Source organism: Halarsenatibacter silvermanii, from assembly GCF_900103135.1.
Taxonomy (GTDB): Bacteria; Bacillota; Halanaerobiia; order Halanaerobiales; family Halarsenatibacteraceae; genus Halarsenatibacter; species Halarsenatibacter silvermanii.
The window spans coordinates 15,807-31,523 of sequence record NZ_FNGO01000029.1 but is presented as its reverse complement, the minus strand read 5'-3'; the positions used below and the strand labels follow the sequence as shown (position 1 = coordinate 31,523).

Below are 15,717 nucleotides of genomic sequence, written 5' to 3'. Positions count from 1 at the left end.
ATCTAAAACAATTATATCAGGGGGAGTCCTCTTTTTTAATGCCAGATACTTTTTTCAGACAATTATAACTTTGACCCTACAACTATTTTACACTAAGCATGTTATTGCTTATAAAGCCAATGAACGCAGTCAAATTACTTTTTTATGATTTTTTCAAACTATGGTAACAAAAATGAGGAGAGAGTTTGATCTGGCAGCAAAAAGGACAATTTTAGTCAATCTCCAATTTAATAAACAGCCTGTCCGTCAGAGCAGCTGGGCAAATTAATCTGCAATAGGAGTGATAAAATAGTGGATCAGGAAGAGATTTTGTTTGAAGATCATCCGAAAATGTTCAGAAATAGGCCAATTACATTTATTCTGTGCCTGGGATTGGTTTTGCTGTACGGCCTGGGTTTAATTCCTCTTTTGATATGGTATATAAAGGTTAAAGGAATAAAGCTAAAAATCACCGATAAAAGGATTGAACTTCGGAAGGGTATCATCAGAAAAAAGACCAATGAGATCATAAAAAAAGATATCAGGAATATCACCACCAGCCAATCAGTCACCCAGAGGCTTACAGGAGTTGGCCATTTAACCATTTCCAGTGCTGCCACAGGAGGAGTAGAAATCAGTGTGTCCGGCTTTAAAAATCCGGAAAAACTAAAAAAGCTAATAAGGCAATAACTTTTCGATAAAAAATGGGGGTATATCTATGCATAAATATGAGAGATTTATAATTTATCCTTTGTTGATAGCGGCTTTATTTTACGGGTTTAGCGGAGGAGAGATGGATACCACGGCTCAGAAGTATTATGACGAAATCCTTTCGGGGAGGATCACCGCTGAAAATATTACCGTCACAGAGAGCCTGGACGTTCTCAACGAAGAAGGAAAATTCTCCGCCAGTCTTACCCAGAATCCTGAAGGCAAAGGAGAGCTGATCCTGAACAACAGTGAAGGAGAAAAAAGAATTAAAATGGGCACCGGCAGAGACGGTGGGGGCGGAGGGATGTTGAGCGTTTATAATAATCATGGAAATATTGTAATTCATGCTACCCAGACTTTGCCGGATGATGAGGGCGAAGGTGGAGGACACGGGGGAATACTCATTTATGACAGGGATGGAGAGGAATTCAGAAGTTATGATCACACTGATTGATAATCAGGTGTTTTTCACATTTGATTCTTCTTGCATGATAATAATGGCTGGAAGATATAAAGCGAAGTGATACCTGACACTTTTTTTAAAGCTCGGATAAAATGGATTGATAGTTTGTAAAACAGTCACTATTTATTAATAATTATTATTGCTATAATTGACAAAGAAGAAAAATTTATCTGTGATCAAAAAAAAGCAGAGGAACGATGGGAGGATCAAAATGACGGGAAGATCATATTTTTTTCCGATTTTGATAGTGTTGGCTGTCATTACTCTGGGGACAGTTATCAAAGCTGACGCAGCTAATATTGATAAGGAGATGAGCAATATGAATATCAAAACTGCCACTTTTGCTATGGGTTGATTCTGGGGCCCGGACGCTTCCTTTGGCATTATGCCAGGGGTGGTGAGAACCCGGGTCGGTTATGCCGGCGGCATAATCGATAATCCCACCTATCAGAATATCGGTGAGCACGCTGAAACCATACAGATTGATTACGATCCCGACGCGATCAATTACAAAGAACTGGTGGAAAAATTCTGGGATGATCACAATCCTTTCCGTCAGCCTATTTCCGGCCAATATCGGTCCATTTTATTCTATCACGATCAGGAACAGCTCAGCACCGCCCGCGAGATAAAGTCCGAACTTGAGAACGATGAGAGCCGGGAGATAAAAACTGAAATAAGGGAATTCAGCGAATTCAATCTGGCAGAAGATTATCATCAAAAATATTATCTCCAGCAGAGATCCAGCTTCCAGGATCATTATTTGAGCGAGATGACGATGGAAGAGTTTATCAACTCTACGGCTGCTGCCCGCGTTAACGGTTATATAGCCGGGGAAGGGACCAGCGGTCAGCTGCGGGATGAGATAGGAAGCCTGGGTTTGAGCACAGAACTCAGGGAAATCCTGATGGAACAGCACGAACTCGATCCCGATAAAGTGGAGGTCGGATGCGAGGCCACCTGCGGAGGTGTAAAGGCGGATGAGCTGGAAATTTCACGGGAAGAAGCCGCTGATATGGACGATGACCTGAGAGAAAGTCTGACAGAAAGACAGTATAAAGTCACCCAGCTGGATGCCACCGAACCCGCCTTTGACAATGAGTACTACGATCACGATGAACCAGGAATATATGTCGATATCGTTTCCGGCGAACCTCTTTTCAGCTCACAGGATAAATTTAAATCAGGAACTGGCTGGCCCAGTTTCACCAGACCGCTGGTGGAAGATAATATAGTCGAAGTGGAGGACCGGAGTCTATTTATGACCAGGACGGAAGTTCGCAGCAGCGAGGCGGACTCACATCTCGGCCATGTTTTTGACGATGGCCCCGAACCGACTGGCCTGCGTTACTGTATAAATTCGGCCGCCCTGAGATTCGTCCCGGCCGAGAATTTATCTGAAGAGGCTTATGATGAGTTCGCTGACGATTTTTAACAGTTTTTAGCCGACAGCAAAATGAAGATTACAGAAAGCTTTATCCTGTCGATTTTTTTGATTCAGTATAATTCGCCCACCTATCGCGCTAAGGTGGGCATTTTTTTATACTCCACCCGGACCGGAAAGGCCAGAAATTTTGTTAAGCTCTTGAATTAACCCGGAACTTCAAGTAAAATATAAATAAGACTTAAGTAGCAATTTTATCCTATATTCAGGAATTTTAATTTTATAAAATAAAATTTTGATTTGAGCAAACATTTTTTGTTTGAGTGCTGGGAGGGGATTATTTATCTCTAATTTCTCCGGAACTGAACAGGATATCTTATCTGACTCGATTTTTTCATCGCTGCCGGCCGGAGCTGCGCTGGTGAGTGAGAAGAAAGAGATTCTGCTGACCAATCAAAAGTGGAAAGATTTATGCAAACAACTGGATTTATCATCCGGGGAGTCGGGATCGGGCAATACACTTTCAGATGTCCTTTTAAATGAGGGATGTTCTGCTGGACCAGCTCGAGTCATCGAAAACGAGCTCGAAAAAATAATTGAAGATGAGAAAGAGGAATTCATAAAGGAGATAGCCGCGGAGAAAAACGGGATAAAAAAGTGGTTTGAGCTGAGAATCAGCAGATACATGGACGGGGCCTTGATATTGAAAAAGGAGATCACCGAAAAAAAGAAAAAAGAAAAAGAGATGGAAAAGCTGCTGGCCGAATACGAAACAATTTTCGATAACGTTCAATCCAGCATATTTTTGCTGGACGTGGAAGAAGAAGACGGGGATATAAAATTCCAGAGGCTGAATCCCCGGGAGGAAGAGCTGACAGGTTTGAGCACTGAAGAAGTCCAAGACAGGACACCGCTGGAGGTATTAGGAGAAGATCCCGGACGGGAAGTGGAGGAGAATTACCGCAGATGTATGGAGAAAAAAGAAGTGGTGAAATATCGAGAGAGACTGGATCTGCCCGGGGGAATTAGATTCTGGGAAACTGTTCTGGCTCCGGTGATTGTTGATAACAGGGTGGAAAAGATCGTGGGCAGTTCGCGCGATATAACGAAGGAGAGAACAGAAAGATTAAAGACTGATGCTCTCTTTGAAAACAACACTTCGGCTGTGGTCATGCTCGACAGCGAGGGGCGCATCGAGGATATAAATGATGAGTTTCAGGAGGTTTTTGGTTACGAGCTTTCCGAGATCGAAAGCGAACACCTCGATGATGTGCTGGAGCGGGGAAGAGAAGGGTACTGTGACAGGGAGAAAACTGAAAGGCTTCTGCAGGGTGAAAAAATCAAAGGCGAGGGCACCCGATTTGACAAACACGGTAATCCCGGAGAATTTATATATCACGGTATACCCATCATAGTTGAAGAAGAGGTGATCGGCTTTTATGCTCTTTATGATGATATAACCGAACTCAAACAGGCCGAGAGTGAACTTATGCGCGAGAAGGAAAAGCTGGAAATGACTCAATTTTCCCTCGACAATGCCAGCCTGATGATATTCAGAACAGGTTCTGAAGGAGAAATTTTGTATGCCAATAATCAGGCCTGTGAGAAATTGGGTTACCAGCAGGAAGAGCTGGAAGGATCAGAAGTGAGCAGAATTATCGACGAGAAGGAATTTATCGATCGGAAAGACTTCTGGAGAAAAATAAAAGAAGAAGACTCATTTTCTTATGAAAGAAAATTTATCACAAAAAATGGCGAAAAATTCCCCGTGTTTATTGTCAGTCAGTACTTTCAGTATGAAGAAGAGGAGTATGAATTTGTTTTTGCCAGCGATATAACCGAACAGAAAAAAATGGAGGAAGAGCTTAAGATCAGAGAACGGCAGTACCGCAAGATATTTGAATCGGCACCGGTGGGCATGGAGCTCAAGAATTCGGATGGTATCATTCTCGATGTAAACGAGAGGACATGTCAGATAACGGGTTATGACAAAGATGAGCTGATAGGAGAAAGTATTTTTACAGCATTAGTGCCGGAATTTCATTCTGAAAAAGCCAGGGAGAATTTTCAGAAGGTACTTTCCGGTCAGGAAAGAGAGCAGATTCTGCCTGCCATAAAGAAAACGGGTGAAAGTTATTATGTGAATTTGAAGGACACGAAGATTCAGCTGCCCGGCGGCGAGGATGGCGTATTGAGCATGAGAATCGATGTGACCGATAGGCTGGAAGCGGAAAGAAAGCTGAAAGAGGAGAAGGAAAGATTTCGTTCGCTGGCCGAGACCAGCCTTTTCGGGCTGTTTGTGTTAAAGGAGGAATTTAAATACGTAAATCCTGCTCTGGAGGAGATAACCGGTTATTCTCGGGATGAAATTCATGATATGAAATTTTGGGAAATCGTGGCCCCTGAACATCAGAGCATGGTTCGGCGAAGAAGGCGAGCTCTGCTGGCAGGAAAAAATGTTCCCTCGAGCTACGAATTTGAGCTGCAGAGAAAAGACGGTGAGAAGCGCTGGATTTTGTTCTCGGGAACGAGAATAGATTATGAAGGAGAAACAGCTATTCTCGGTACTGCCATTGATATTTCCGAGCGCAAAAAAGCCCAGGAAAAGCTGGAGATCAGGGAGGAGCAGTACAGAAAAATATTTGAAATGGCTCCTGTGGGTTTGATGCTGGAGGATGAGGAAGGAAATATTCTGGAGGTCAACGAAAAACTCTGTGAAATTACAGGCTATGAGGAAGAAGAGCTTCTGGGAAACAACATTATGGATACCCTGGTGATTCCGGAGTTGAGAGAACAGGCCAGAGAGAATATGGAAAGGATTCTGGCGGGTGAAAATCTGGAATTTAAAGGCTTCAGCCGGAGAAAAAATGGAGAAAAATACTATCTCCATCTATTTGAAACAAAGGTCAGTCTGCCCCGGGAGGAAGAAGGAATACTCTCGATCCAGCTGGATATCACCGATCTGAAGGAAAAAGAAGAAGAACTGAAGTATTTAAGCTATCACGACACTCTGACCGATCTTTATAATAGAACCTTTCTTGAGGAGGAGATGAAAAGGCTAAATACGGAAAGACAGCATCCTTTGAGCATCATATATTGCGATGTTAACGGCCTCAAAATCGTAAATGATACTTACGGACATAGGGCCGGAGATGAGCTGCTTAAAAAGGTGGCCGATATTATGAACAGCATAACCAGAGATGAAGATCTTGTATCCCGCTGGGCCGGGGATGAATATGTCATTCTGCTGCCCGATACAGATTACAGTACCGCTCAGAAAATCGCCGGCAGATTGGAACAAACCTGTCGGGAGGCAAAATTCAGGGATATCCCCATAACTCTGGGGATCGGTATTGCTGTAAAGAAGGATTTAGAAGAAGAATTTGGCGAGGTCCTGACCCGGGCCGACAAAAGGATGTACAACGATAAGCTGACAAAATCTCAGAGCACGGAGAACAAACTGGTGCGCAATATGCTCAACACTCTGGGAACTAAAAGCGCTGAAACCAAAGAACACGCTATGAGGTTGACCGACCTGGCTCACAGACTGGGCGAAAAAATCAAACTGTCCAGCGATGAGCTGAACAAATTGAGCCTGCTGGCAACTCTTCATGATATAGGTAAGACGACTATTTCGGAGAAAATACTGACCAAAGAAGAAAAATTAACCGAAGAGGAATGGCAGACGATAAAAGAACATCCGGAGAGAGGTTATAAGATCGCTGCGGCCACAGAGGAATTTGCGCCCATGGCCAGGGCCATATTACATCATCACGAACACTGGAACGGAACGGGATATCCTAAAGGATTGAGGGGAGAGGAAATACCGCTATTGTCCCGGATAATAGCAATTGTAGATGCCTATGACGTCATGACTGCAGGCCGACCCTATAAGGAAGCCGTGAGCAAAGAGGAGGCGCTGCAGGAGATAAAAAGATGTGCCGGCAGCCAGTTCGATCCGGAGCTGGTCAAAAAATTTGTGGAGATGATTAAATAAAAAAGCTTAGAAGATTGGATAAGATGATAATAATGATCCGCCCTGAAAGTCAAGAGAAATCGTATAGAATTGATATAGTATGCATAATTAGTAATCATTGATAATTTGATCAAGCCGCTATTGTGTGGTAAGATTAAAACAAATGTACTGTATAAAATTAAAAGGATCTTCTTGTTATCAGTTGATAGATATCGTATAAGATCGGGGAAAAATTTCATCGTGAACGCAAAAAGAGCCATAAAAATTCATTCGAAAGGGCAACTGTTCCGTAAGGGGCAGAGCGCAAAGCTTTCGTGCCTAATTTCTGTCACAGGAGAAAGGCGGACGGGCTGCCGAGAGGTGAATAAAAATATTATCGATTTCACCTGTTCTCCGCCGGCCTGCGGGGAATTTTTATGTTTATCTAAATATTTTCTCATTATTGAAGGGTCATCGTTTTGAGGGGGTGGGTGAAATGTTAATTTTGTCTGAAGAGTTTGCTCTTGAAAATTTTATCACGCCCAGGCCGGAGAAAGAAGAGATAAAAATTGAAATTTCGGAGAATATCACGGATTATTGCGATGGCAGATATCCGGTGATATATCCCGGGGAGAATATAGAGATTTATCGCGGCGACAGCAGAATTGATTCTCCGGAGCTCATCACCAAAAGCACCACTCTGACATATGACCTGCCTGAAGACGAAGGGAAAAAGGAGTTAAATCTGGAAGTTTCTGAAGATGAGATGGAAGCTTTTATAGAGGTCGATCTCCAGCCGGCACGCCGGTACGAGCTTTTGATCGAGGAAGAGCGAAAAGGAATACTGATAGATGCTCAACCGACGACCGAAAAATTTGGTGAAGAAATGAGGGTCACTGAAGAGGAGATAAAAATAAAACTGGCAGAAGCCGGGATTTTTTTCGGGCTTAAAAAGGAAAAAATCAAAAGGATAGCCTCGGGAGATCTCCGGGGGAAAACAACTGTGGCAGAGGGTAAATATCCTGAAGAGGGTGAGCCTGCCCGGATTGAAAAGGTTTTTTCAGCTGCCAGTGAAAGCAAAGAAGAAACAGATGAATCCGAAAAAGTGGACCACTATAGAAATATCATAGCCTCGATTCTGCCGGGAGAAGTTATTGCTGAAAAAGTTAAACCTGCCCCGGGTAAACCGGGAAGAACTGTTAGAGGAAAAAAACTTCCTGCCGGCGAGGGAAAAGATATAAAACTGACAGCGGGAAAGAACGTCACGCTCAGTGCAGATGGTAAAGAAGCTATTTCCTTGCTCGTAGGACGTCCTGAACTGGAAGAAAAAAAGAACGAGATTATAGTCAGAGTTCTGCCTCAATACATTATAACCGGAGATGTTGACAAACAGGAAGGCAGGGTGGAGTTTGACGGAGACCTGATTATTGAAGGCGGTGTCAAAGATTTTTTTGGCGCCCGAGCCAGAGGGGAAGTGCTCATCAAAAAAAATGTCAATAACGGAAATATTCAGGCGAGGCAGAGTATCTACGTCGGCGGCAACGTCGTGGGATCGGAGATTACGGCCGGCAGGGCAGAGAAATTTAATCAGAATAAATTGAGGGCAGAAAAGCTTTTTCTGCGTTTGAAGGGATTTTTCGAATCCTATTTTGAGAGCCTGACTTCGGCTGCAGAAGAGAAAAAATTGGTGAACTTATCCCTCCTGAGACAGGAGATTATGGAAAAAAAGCAGATCAGAGGAGCTATAATTGAATTGAGCAGATTGTTCCGGGAAACTGCCAGCGAAGAGCTCAGTTCACTGCCCTGCGGCGAGGCAAGGATGAACTGGCTGGAGGAATTCATCTTCGGGACCGATAAATTCGATTCTGATAGAGCCAGGAATAAGCTGAGAGAAATTCTGGATGAGCTGAGAAACTGTGAGATAAGAAGCAAAAGTCAGGAGAACGGGAGTATAATTTTAAGACAGACTCAAAACTCCTGTATCTCTGCTGCCAGAGATATAATAATTATGAGAGAAGGAAGCTACATTTCCAGATTGAGAGCTGATAATAATATCGTCCTCAAGCAGAAAAACAGTTTCTTTAAGAGCGGCAGGGCCAGCGCAGGCGGCTGGTTTCTGTCAGGAAGAGCCGGGGTGCCCATGTCACAAACCCTCATTAAGGTTGGGAAAGGTGCCATAATCAAAGAAGTTTCGGGCTCTGTGACCGTCAGGAGCTGGGCCGATAAAAAGACCATAGATGACGGCAGAAAAGCGGTTCATCTGGAGGTCAATCAGGATGGAAAACTTGAAGAGAAAACCTGGCAGGGCTGGGTGAAATCAGTAGAAAGAATGCTGGCCGAGGAGAAAGCTGTCAAAAAGTGGGGCCAGCTTTAGGACGGGCTTTCAGCTTTGAAGAGGAAATGACGCGGCCGGTCCAGAATGTTATTACTAAGAGGTGGGAAAATGAACAAGTTGAGAGATAAAATCGGCGGTCTTTCTCCGGTCGAGAATAGAGCAGCGGAAGATTATATCGAATGCAAAAATAAAATAAATGAATATGTCGACGAAAAGATGGCAGCCAGGGAGGATATCGACGGACTTATCGGTTATAATCCTCTCGAAGTTATGTTCGACAACCATGAAAAACACGTCCTTTTTATGGCGGAAACTTTTAAATTTAACGAGATGCGTCTTCTGGCTGACACCCTACCCTGGGTTTATTCGGTTTATAAAGAAAAGGGTTTTTCCTATAGATATTTTAAGGTGAGTATTTCCTGCTGGATAGAAGCGGTGAATAAATTTATTCCGGATGAGTACAATCAATCCATCATTGAGGTTTATAAATGGATAAAAAAGCATCATGAGGATATAATAGCCCTGGCTGAAGAATCCGAAAATGCTGCCGGGGAAGTAGACGAGGACTGGCGCCCGTTATTTAATGAGTTTATTGACGCTTTGCTGATCAAGGAAATAGATGATTGCCGGGCAATTATGCAAGAAAATATATCCTCGCGCGATGATCTCAAAAACTTTGCGGAAAAGGTGATAAAACCCGCACTTTACACCGTGGGATTTATGTGGGAGCAGGGTAATATAACGGTGGCAGAGGAGCATAGAGCTTCTTCAATTGTATCTAGAATTCTTTCCTCCTATCATATGGAATATCTGCATCCGGCCAAAACCAGGGGCAGAGCGGTGGTCTCATCCGTAGCCAACGAGTACCACGAGATAGGGGCGAGAATTGTGGCGGATTTTCTGGAGTTTGACGGCTGGGATGTTTCTTTTCTGGGAGCCAGCACTCCTGTAGTCGAGCTCGTAGAATTTCTGGAAAAGGAGCAGCCTGATCTTCTCGGCCTCTCGGTATCCATGCCTTATAATGTCACCGCTCTGAGCGAGGTCATAGAATCTGTGAGGGAAGATGAGAGTATTTCGGATCTCAAAATACTGGTCGGCGGCAGAGCTTTGAACGATCATAGGTATCTGCTCGATAATATAGATTATGATGCCTTCGCACAAAACGGAGAAGAGGCGGCAGAGATAGCTAGAGACTGGAGCAGTGACTGAGATGAGCATGAAGAAGCTGATCGAATTTTTCCTGCCGGAAATCAATATTATTTTGGAAGATCTGACCGATGAGATGATCTGTTTTTTTGATGGCGGGGGCGAAATAATAGCTGCCAACAATGCTTTTGCTCAAAATTTTTTGCGTCGGGAAAAAACACCTTTTGACCGTAATTTTTTTGAGCTGCTGACTGAAAGATATAAAGATAAGGTAGATCTGCCGGCTGAAGATCAATATAAAAGGCAGAGGTTGAAATTCACTGTCAAAAATGGCACCCCCTTTTTTAGCGATAGTATTATTTTCCACAGAAAAGACAAATTTTTGTTTCTGGGCAAATCCGGCTCACCCAGCGATGAAGAAGCATTAAAAGAGATAAGCAAACTCAACAATGAACTTGCCAATAAAACCAGGCAGCTGGCAAAAAAGAATGCCGAGCTGGAAAGAACCAGAGCAGAGATGGAGAGGATAATCAGGACTGATGAGCTCACAGGGCTCGCCAACAGGAGGGCATTCAGGGAGTTTGCCGGGAAAATGCTGGCTCAGGCCCAAAGATATTATTGGGACGTATCTTTTGTTATGATGGATCTTGATAATTTTAAGGAAATCAACGATAAATTCGGGCATAAAGTGGGAGATGAGGTCTTGAAAAGTTTGGGCAAAGTGCTTTTGAACAATGTTCGAGATGGTGATATAGTGGCCAGAATTGGCGGGGAAGAATTCGGCATCTTATTGATGGAGGCCGCTGGTGAGGAGGCGGAAAAATTTGCTGAGAGGATAAGAGAAGAAATCAAAGATATGAATGTGGGATATGAGGATTTATCTCACACTGTGAGTATGGGGGTTACCCAGTTCAGAGACAAAGATGATCTGGATGAGCTAATGATAAGAGCTGATCGAGCTCTTTATAAAGCCAAGAATGCTGGCAAGGATGTAGTGAAAAGAATGTGAGGATAATCAAGCGAAATCTATCCCTCGCTGCAAATTGGTTGTGGCGCGGGAATTTTGCTGTTCTAACGTATTTTTGCGTATTTTTGATTTTTCAGGAGGTCTGCAAAACCAGTGAAGATAAAGAGGTGGATCGCAGTCGGACTGCGCTGGCCGGGAAAGATCATAGGTTTTTTATTGAGAAAAACCGGCATTTCCGGCGGGGATGCGGATTCGCCGGCCGGGGTAAATCTCAATCATTACAACCAGAAATTTCTCGGCTACAGGTGCCTGAACTGCGGGATTTTTTTTGCTCAGGATGAGTTTGGACACAGGGTGGATGTGTTTACTTCGACTGAGATCAGAAAACCCTATCAGAAATATTCTGATGAATATCAAAAGCACAAGCCGGTCATTAATAATCCTGATAAAGAAACCACAGATTACTGTCCGGAATGCAGCAGCAATCGGGAAGAAATCAGAAGATTTGAGCTGATTTATAGCGATGAAGAAAAAGATGAGATGTAAATTTACCGTTCAAAAAAAATAAAAATGCAAATAATAGAGGTGAAAATATTGCAGCTGCTTAAAAGTTCGCTCATTCTCACAGGTTCCGATCTAAAACCGCTGGAAGACGCTGCTGTACTCATAAGCAAAGAGGGAGAAATAGTAAAATGCGGTCGACAGCAGGAGCTGGAGATTCCTGATGGTACGGAAGTTATAGATCACAGCGGAAAGATCATAATGCCTGGCCTTATAGATGCACACGTTCATCTTTGCCTCAAACCTGTGGCAGATCCATTTGAAATTCTTCTGGAGGAATCTCCCGGGAGGACAGCAATTAGAGCCGTTGAGCACGCGCGAAAAACTCTCAAAGCTGGTGTGACCACAGTCCGTGATATGAGCGGGAAAGATTATGTCGATCTTGATCTGCGAGATGCTGTGGCTGAGGGAAATATAGTCGGCCCGCGGATTCTCGCTTCCGGAAAAAATCTGGCCATGACAGGAGGCCACGGCTGGCCCACTGCGGAAGAGGTCGATGGTCCGGCTCAGGCACGCCGGGGAGCCAGAAAGCAGATAAAAGAGGGAGCAGATCAGATAAAGATAATGGCCACCGGCGGTGTAATGACCGAGGGCGTCCAGCCCGGGGCGCCTCAAATGACCGAGGATGAAATGAGGGCTGCTATCGAAGAAGCTCATAAAGCGGATAGAAAAACAGCAGCTCATGCCCAGGGAACTGAAGGTATTAAAAACGCTCTGAGAGCCGGTATTGATTCTATTGAACACGGCATTTTTCTCGATGAAAAAAGTATAAAGCTCATGAAGGAAAATGAAGTTTTTCTGGTCCCCACTCTGGCTGCCCCTCACTGGATTTCAGAAAAGGGATCTGAAGCCGGGATCCCAGAATACGCTGTTAAAAAGAGCGATGACATAATCGAAGATCATCAGCAGAGCTTTCAGGCGGCTTATCAGGCCGGAGTCAAAATAGCGCTGGGAACCGATGCTGGCACTCCTTTTAACGAACACGGTAAAAACACCAAAGAATTAAAATTGATGGTGGAAAATGGGATGACTCCTCAAGAGGCTTTAACTGCTGCCACGAGCAGGGGGGCGGAACTTCTGGGTATTTCAGCGGAGACGGGAAGTATTGAGCCGGGCTGTCAGGCTGATCTGCTTGTGCTGGAAAAGAATCCTCTGGAGGATATTGAAAATATAGAAACTCTGGAACGAATTTATCTGCAGGGCAGCGAAATAATTCCCGGGACGGTTTGAGTGTTGAAGCAGCCTTTGAGTTTTAACCTTCTTGAATTTCTGCCTTAAAATATATTATAATTAAACTGCCCCGAGAACGAATAAATTCATTTTTGGCAGCAAATAAATTCCAATAGAATCTGGAGGGGTTTAAAATGTCTGAGGTTTCGATCTATGAAAGCATATTTGGGGCTGTGGATGGCGAAGTCGAAGATCTGGGCGGTGAAGCTGACGAGGATAAACTAAACAGCATGTCCCTTAAGTTTGAGAGCAGGGTCTCCAATCTTGAAGATATGTGTTATATTATGGAAAAAGTTCTGCTGAAAGAGCCCAGCGATGCAGTGGTTTATGCCGGCTTCCAGAAGGTTTCTCGGGCGCGGGCTATCTGGGATCGTTATCTGGATATTGCCGATAACGTCGAACAAATTTATCTTTTTGGAGAAAAAGATGATGATCTTCCCGGACATGAAAACATAGAATTCGTTTATCTGCCTGAAAAACACCCTCTTGTCAGGGAATGGTTTTTGGTGATAGATAAAAATATCGGTTCCAATATGATGGTTGCCTACGATCAGGATGGTTTTGGTGTTGAAGACTTAAAAGAGGACAGAAATTTCCGCGGTGCCAAAACAAGTCATCCCGATCATATAGATGAGGCTTCAGATCTACTCGATGAGGTAATAGAAGATCTGGCCTGAGGCAGGTTTAATTTGGAATTGCCGGGCTGAGCGCCGGTTTAATTAAAAAAGCTTTCGCGAGGAAAAATTTTCTATGAATATTTTGGAAGCACTGTATATGTTGCCCCCCGCCGCGGGGGTTTTATTTTTTGGAGAAAAAGTTGGAATGATATGTTTTAAAACTTTCAGAGCTTGCAAAAACAATGCTGCTGTGATAAAATACTGGATAGTCTAGACTGACCAGTCGGTAGACTGTTCATGGTAATATTTGGAGAATGCGTTCTGGATGCGAGAGGAGGAGAAAATGGAAATTGAAAGGACCAAAGCGGAAATACTGGAGGCGACACAGGAATTGTTTTCCCGACAGGGATATCATGCCACCACCATGAAAGACATAGTGGAGGTTTCGAATACCAGCAAAGGAACTCTCTATCATTATTTTGAGAATAAACTGGAACTTTTTGAAACGATGTTGAATAAAGTTGTCGGGGAACTTTATGATAAAATAACAGGAATAAGCAGTCTGGAAATTGAATTTGAAGAGAAGCTGGAAAGGCTGGTAAAAGCGCTGGTTATTTTCTATAAAGAAAATGGTGACCTCGCTTTTACTTTTTTGGTCAGTTCAGGTACCGATCTCAAGAAAAAAGCCATGGAATGGCATACAAATTTCAATGATGCGATCAAAAAGATAATTTCAGAGGGTGTCGAAGCGGGTTTTTTGAAGAATAAAAATATCGAAATGCTCTCCCATTCTCTTCTGGGACTTACGCGTTCTTTGACGCCGCCTATGGTAAAAAGAGATTTTGTCGAAAGTGATCAGATGGTTAATTTTATTCTGGAGCTTTATCTGGAGGGGGTGAAGATAGAAGATGTCAGCGGTGTCAGATAAAAATTGTTTTCATTATTTTAATATCATTAAGTATTCAGCTGTTTTTTTAATTGCCGGAATACTGCTGCTGGGATTTTCTCTATCTGCGCAGGGGGCTGAGACAGAGACTCCTGCCGGAGAAAGCATAACTCTGGCTGAGAGCATCGAACTTGCCCTGGAGCAGAACTGGGGTCTTATGTCGGCCCGCGAGGAATTGAGATCGCAGGAGCCGATGGTCGATATAGCCGAATCGGCCCGCTATCCCGATATAGATTTTTCGACCAGCTATTCACGCTTTGATGAGACCGGTGTGATGGACGCTGATTTAGATGAAGAACAATTGGGGCAGCTTGAATCTATTGAAGACCAGGATGTGCCGACAATAGCTAATATGTTCGAGGGAATGGACGATGGTCAGGACAGCATGCACTCCACCGAGATCAGTCTGCAGCAGCCTATATATACCTTCGGACGCATCAGCAGCGGGATAGAATCGGCGGAAGCTGCCCTCAGGGCGGGAGAGGCAGGTTTCACCGACGAGAGGCAGGATCTGATCCATGATGTAATCACCGCCTATCATAACGTTATTCTGGCCGAGGAGATGGTCGGAGTGCAGAAGGATCATCGGGAGGCGGTCAAATCTCATAAAGAAGTGGTAGAAGCCAATCTCGAGGCTGGTATGGTCACCGAGCTCGATCTTTACGAAGCCAGGGTGGCGCTTTCCGAGATAGAACAGGAACTGGTCGAAGCGGAAAGCGATCTTAAGCTGGCCCGCAATCAGTTCCGCAGTGTGCTGGGACTGCCCGAAACCGCGCAGATCTCTCCTGCTGATGAGCCGCAGGACAGCCTGGAGGGCATGGAGGATGAAGCATTGAAGTTGAGCGAAAAGGAAGAAAGAATTGATCTGGCTGACAATCCTCAGCTGGAGGAACTTTCCCATCAGCTGGAGGCCTCGCAGGCTGACACAGAAGCTGCAGAAGCAGAACGCTATCCTGATATCGCTCTCTCGGGCAGTTATTCCTTAGAGGATGACGATTTTGGTTTTGACGAGAGCTCCTGGTCAGTGGCTGTCAGCGTGGGACTTGATGTATTTGACGGCGGTCAGACGAGAGCTGAGATAGAGCAGGCCGAAGCGGAGTCCCGACAGTTAGAACATGCCCGGGAGGATATGCGCTCGCAGCTCGAGGTGGAGTATGAAAGGGCCTTTAATGCTCTATCCGATGCACTTTCGCAGGAGGATTTAGCCTTTGATATGCGGGAAGAAGCTGAAAAGCGGGTAGAACTGGCCGAACTCCGTTATGCCGAAGGTGTGGGCACCAGCACCGATGTTCTGGACGCCCGGGCTGAAGAAAGTCAGGCCCGTCTGGCCCGAAAACAGGCCGAATACAGCCGTATAGAAGCCATTTCAGACGTTTATCGGGTGCTGGGCCATGTCGATAAATTATTTGAGGAGGTTAATTAA

The 15,717-nt window shown here is 44.3% G+C and carries 13 protein-coding genes, 1 pseudogene and 1 riboswitch; all 14 genes and pseudogenes read left to right on the top strand.

Features of this window, described 5'->3' with window-relative positions:
• Positions 1-291: 291 nt before the first annotated feature.
• The 14 genes and pseudogenes from BLT15_RS11610 to BLT15_RS11555 all read left to right on the top strand — a co-directional run bounded on the left by BLT15_RS11610 (position 292) and on the right by BLT15_RS11555 (position 15,717).
• Positions 292-669, top strand: coding sequence for a PH domain-containing protein (locus tag BLT15_RS11610; protein WP_089761952.1), 378 nt, complete (start codon positions 292-294; stop codon positions 667-669).
• A gap of 28 nt (positions 670-697) precedes the next feature.
• Positions 698-1,144, top strand: coding sequence for a hypothetical protein (locus tag BLT15_RS11605; RefSeq protein ID WP_089761949.1), 447 nt, complete (start codon positions 698-700; stop codon positions 1,142-1,144).
• A gap of 220 nt (positions 1,145-1,364) precedes the next feature.
• Positions 1,365-1,508 carry a hypothetical protein gene (locus tag BLT15_RS13325; protein ID WP_159429939.1) on the top strand — a complete coding sequence of 48 codons (144 nt, stop codon included), beginning with the start codon at positions 1,365-1,367 and terminating at the stop codon, positions 1,506-1,508.
• Between the two features lie 12 nt (positions 1,509-1,520).
• Positions 1,521-1,889 (top strand): annotated as a pseudogene (locus BLT15_RS13675) (peptide-methionine (S)-S-oxide reductase MsrA); the annotation flags it as partial.
• Positions 1,890-1,925: 36 nt separating this feature from the next.
• On the top strand, positions 1,926-2,588 hold the full coding sequence (msrB, locus tag BLT15_RS13770) for a peptide-methionine (R)-S-oxide reductase MsrB (RefSeq protein ID WP_345788694.1): 663 nt from the start codon (positions 1,926-1,928) through the stop codon (positions 2,586-2,588).
• Between the two features lie 370 nt (positions 2,589-2,958).
• Positions 2,959-6,534 (top strand): PAS domain S-box protein, encoded by a 3,576-nt coding sequence (locus BLT15_RS11595; protein ID WP_143423084.1) that lies wholly within the window; start codon positions 2,959-2,961, stop codon positions 6,532-6,534.
• A gap of 246 nt (positions 6,535-6,780) precedes the next feature.
• A riboswitch (cyclic di-GMP riboswitch) is annotated at positions 6,781-6,871 on the top strand.
• 117 nt (positions 6,872-6,988) lie between these two features.
• Positions 6,989-8,866 carry a flagellar assembly protein A gene (locus BLT15_RS11590; protein ID WP_089761943.1) on the top strand — a complete coding sequence of 626 codons (1,878 nt, stop codon included), beginning with the start codon at positions 6,989-6,991 and terminating at the stop codon, positions 8,864-8,866.
• 69 nt (positions 8,867-8,935) lie between these two features.
• Positions 8,936-10,036 (top strand): cobalamin B12-binding domain-containing protein, encoded by a 1,101-nt coding sequence (locus BLT15_RS11585; protein WP_159429938.1) that lies wholly within the window; start codon positions 8,936-8,938, stop codon positions 10,034-10,036.
• A 1-nt stretch (position 10,037) separates the two neighbouring features.
• Positions 10,038-10,982, top strand: coding sequence for a GGDEF domain-containing protein (locus tag BLT15_RS11580; RefSeq protein WP_089761939.1), 945 nt, complete (start codon positions 10,038-10,040; stop codon positions 10,980-10,982).
• Positions 10,983-11,093: 111 nt separating this feature from the next.
• Positions 11,094-11,486, top strand: coding sequence for a hypothetical protein (locus BLT15_RS11575; RefSeq protein ID WP_089761937.1), 393 nt, complete (start codon positions 11,094-11,096; stop codon positions 11,484-11,486).
• 39 nt (positions 11,487-11,525) lie between these two features.
• Entirely contained in the window at positions 11,526-12,731 is a 1,206-nt protein-coding gene (locus tag BLT15_RS11570; protein ID WP_089761954.1) for a metal-dependent hydrolase family protein, read from the top strand.
• A 134-nt stretch (positions 12,732-12,865) separates the two neighbouring features.
• On the top strand, positions 12,866-13,408 hold the full coding sequence (locus BLT15_RS11565; protein WP_089761935.1) for a DICT sensory domain-containing protein: 543 nt from the start codon (positions 12,866-12,868) through the stop codon (positions 13,406-13,408).
• A gap of 283 nt (positions 13,409-13,691) precedes the next feature.
• Positions 13,692-14,276, top strand: a complete 585-nt coding sequence (locus BLT15_RS11560) for a TetR/AcrR family transcriptional regulator (protein ID WP_159429937.1) — start codon at positions 13,692-13,694, stop codon at positions 14,274-14,276.
• Positions 14,257-15,717 (top strand): TolC family protein, encoded by a 1,461-nt coding sequence (locus BLT15_RS11555; RefSeq protein ID WP_089761931.1) that lies wholly within the window; start codon positions 14,257-14,259, stop codon positions 15,715-15,717. The genes BLT15_RS11560 and BLT15_RS11555 overlap by 20 nt, the downstream gene beginning before the upstream one ends.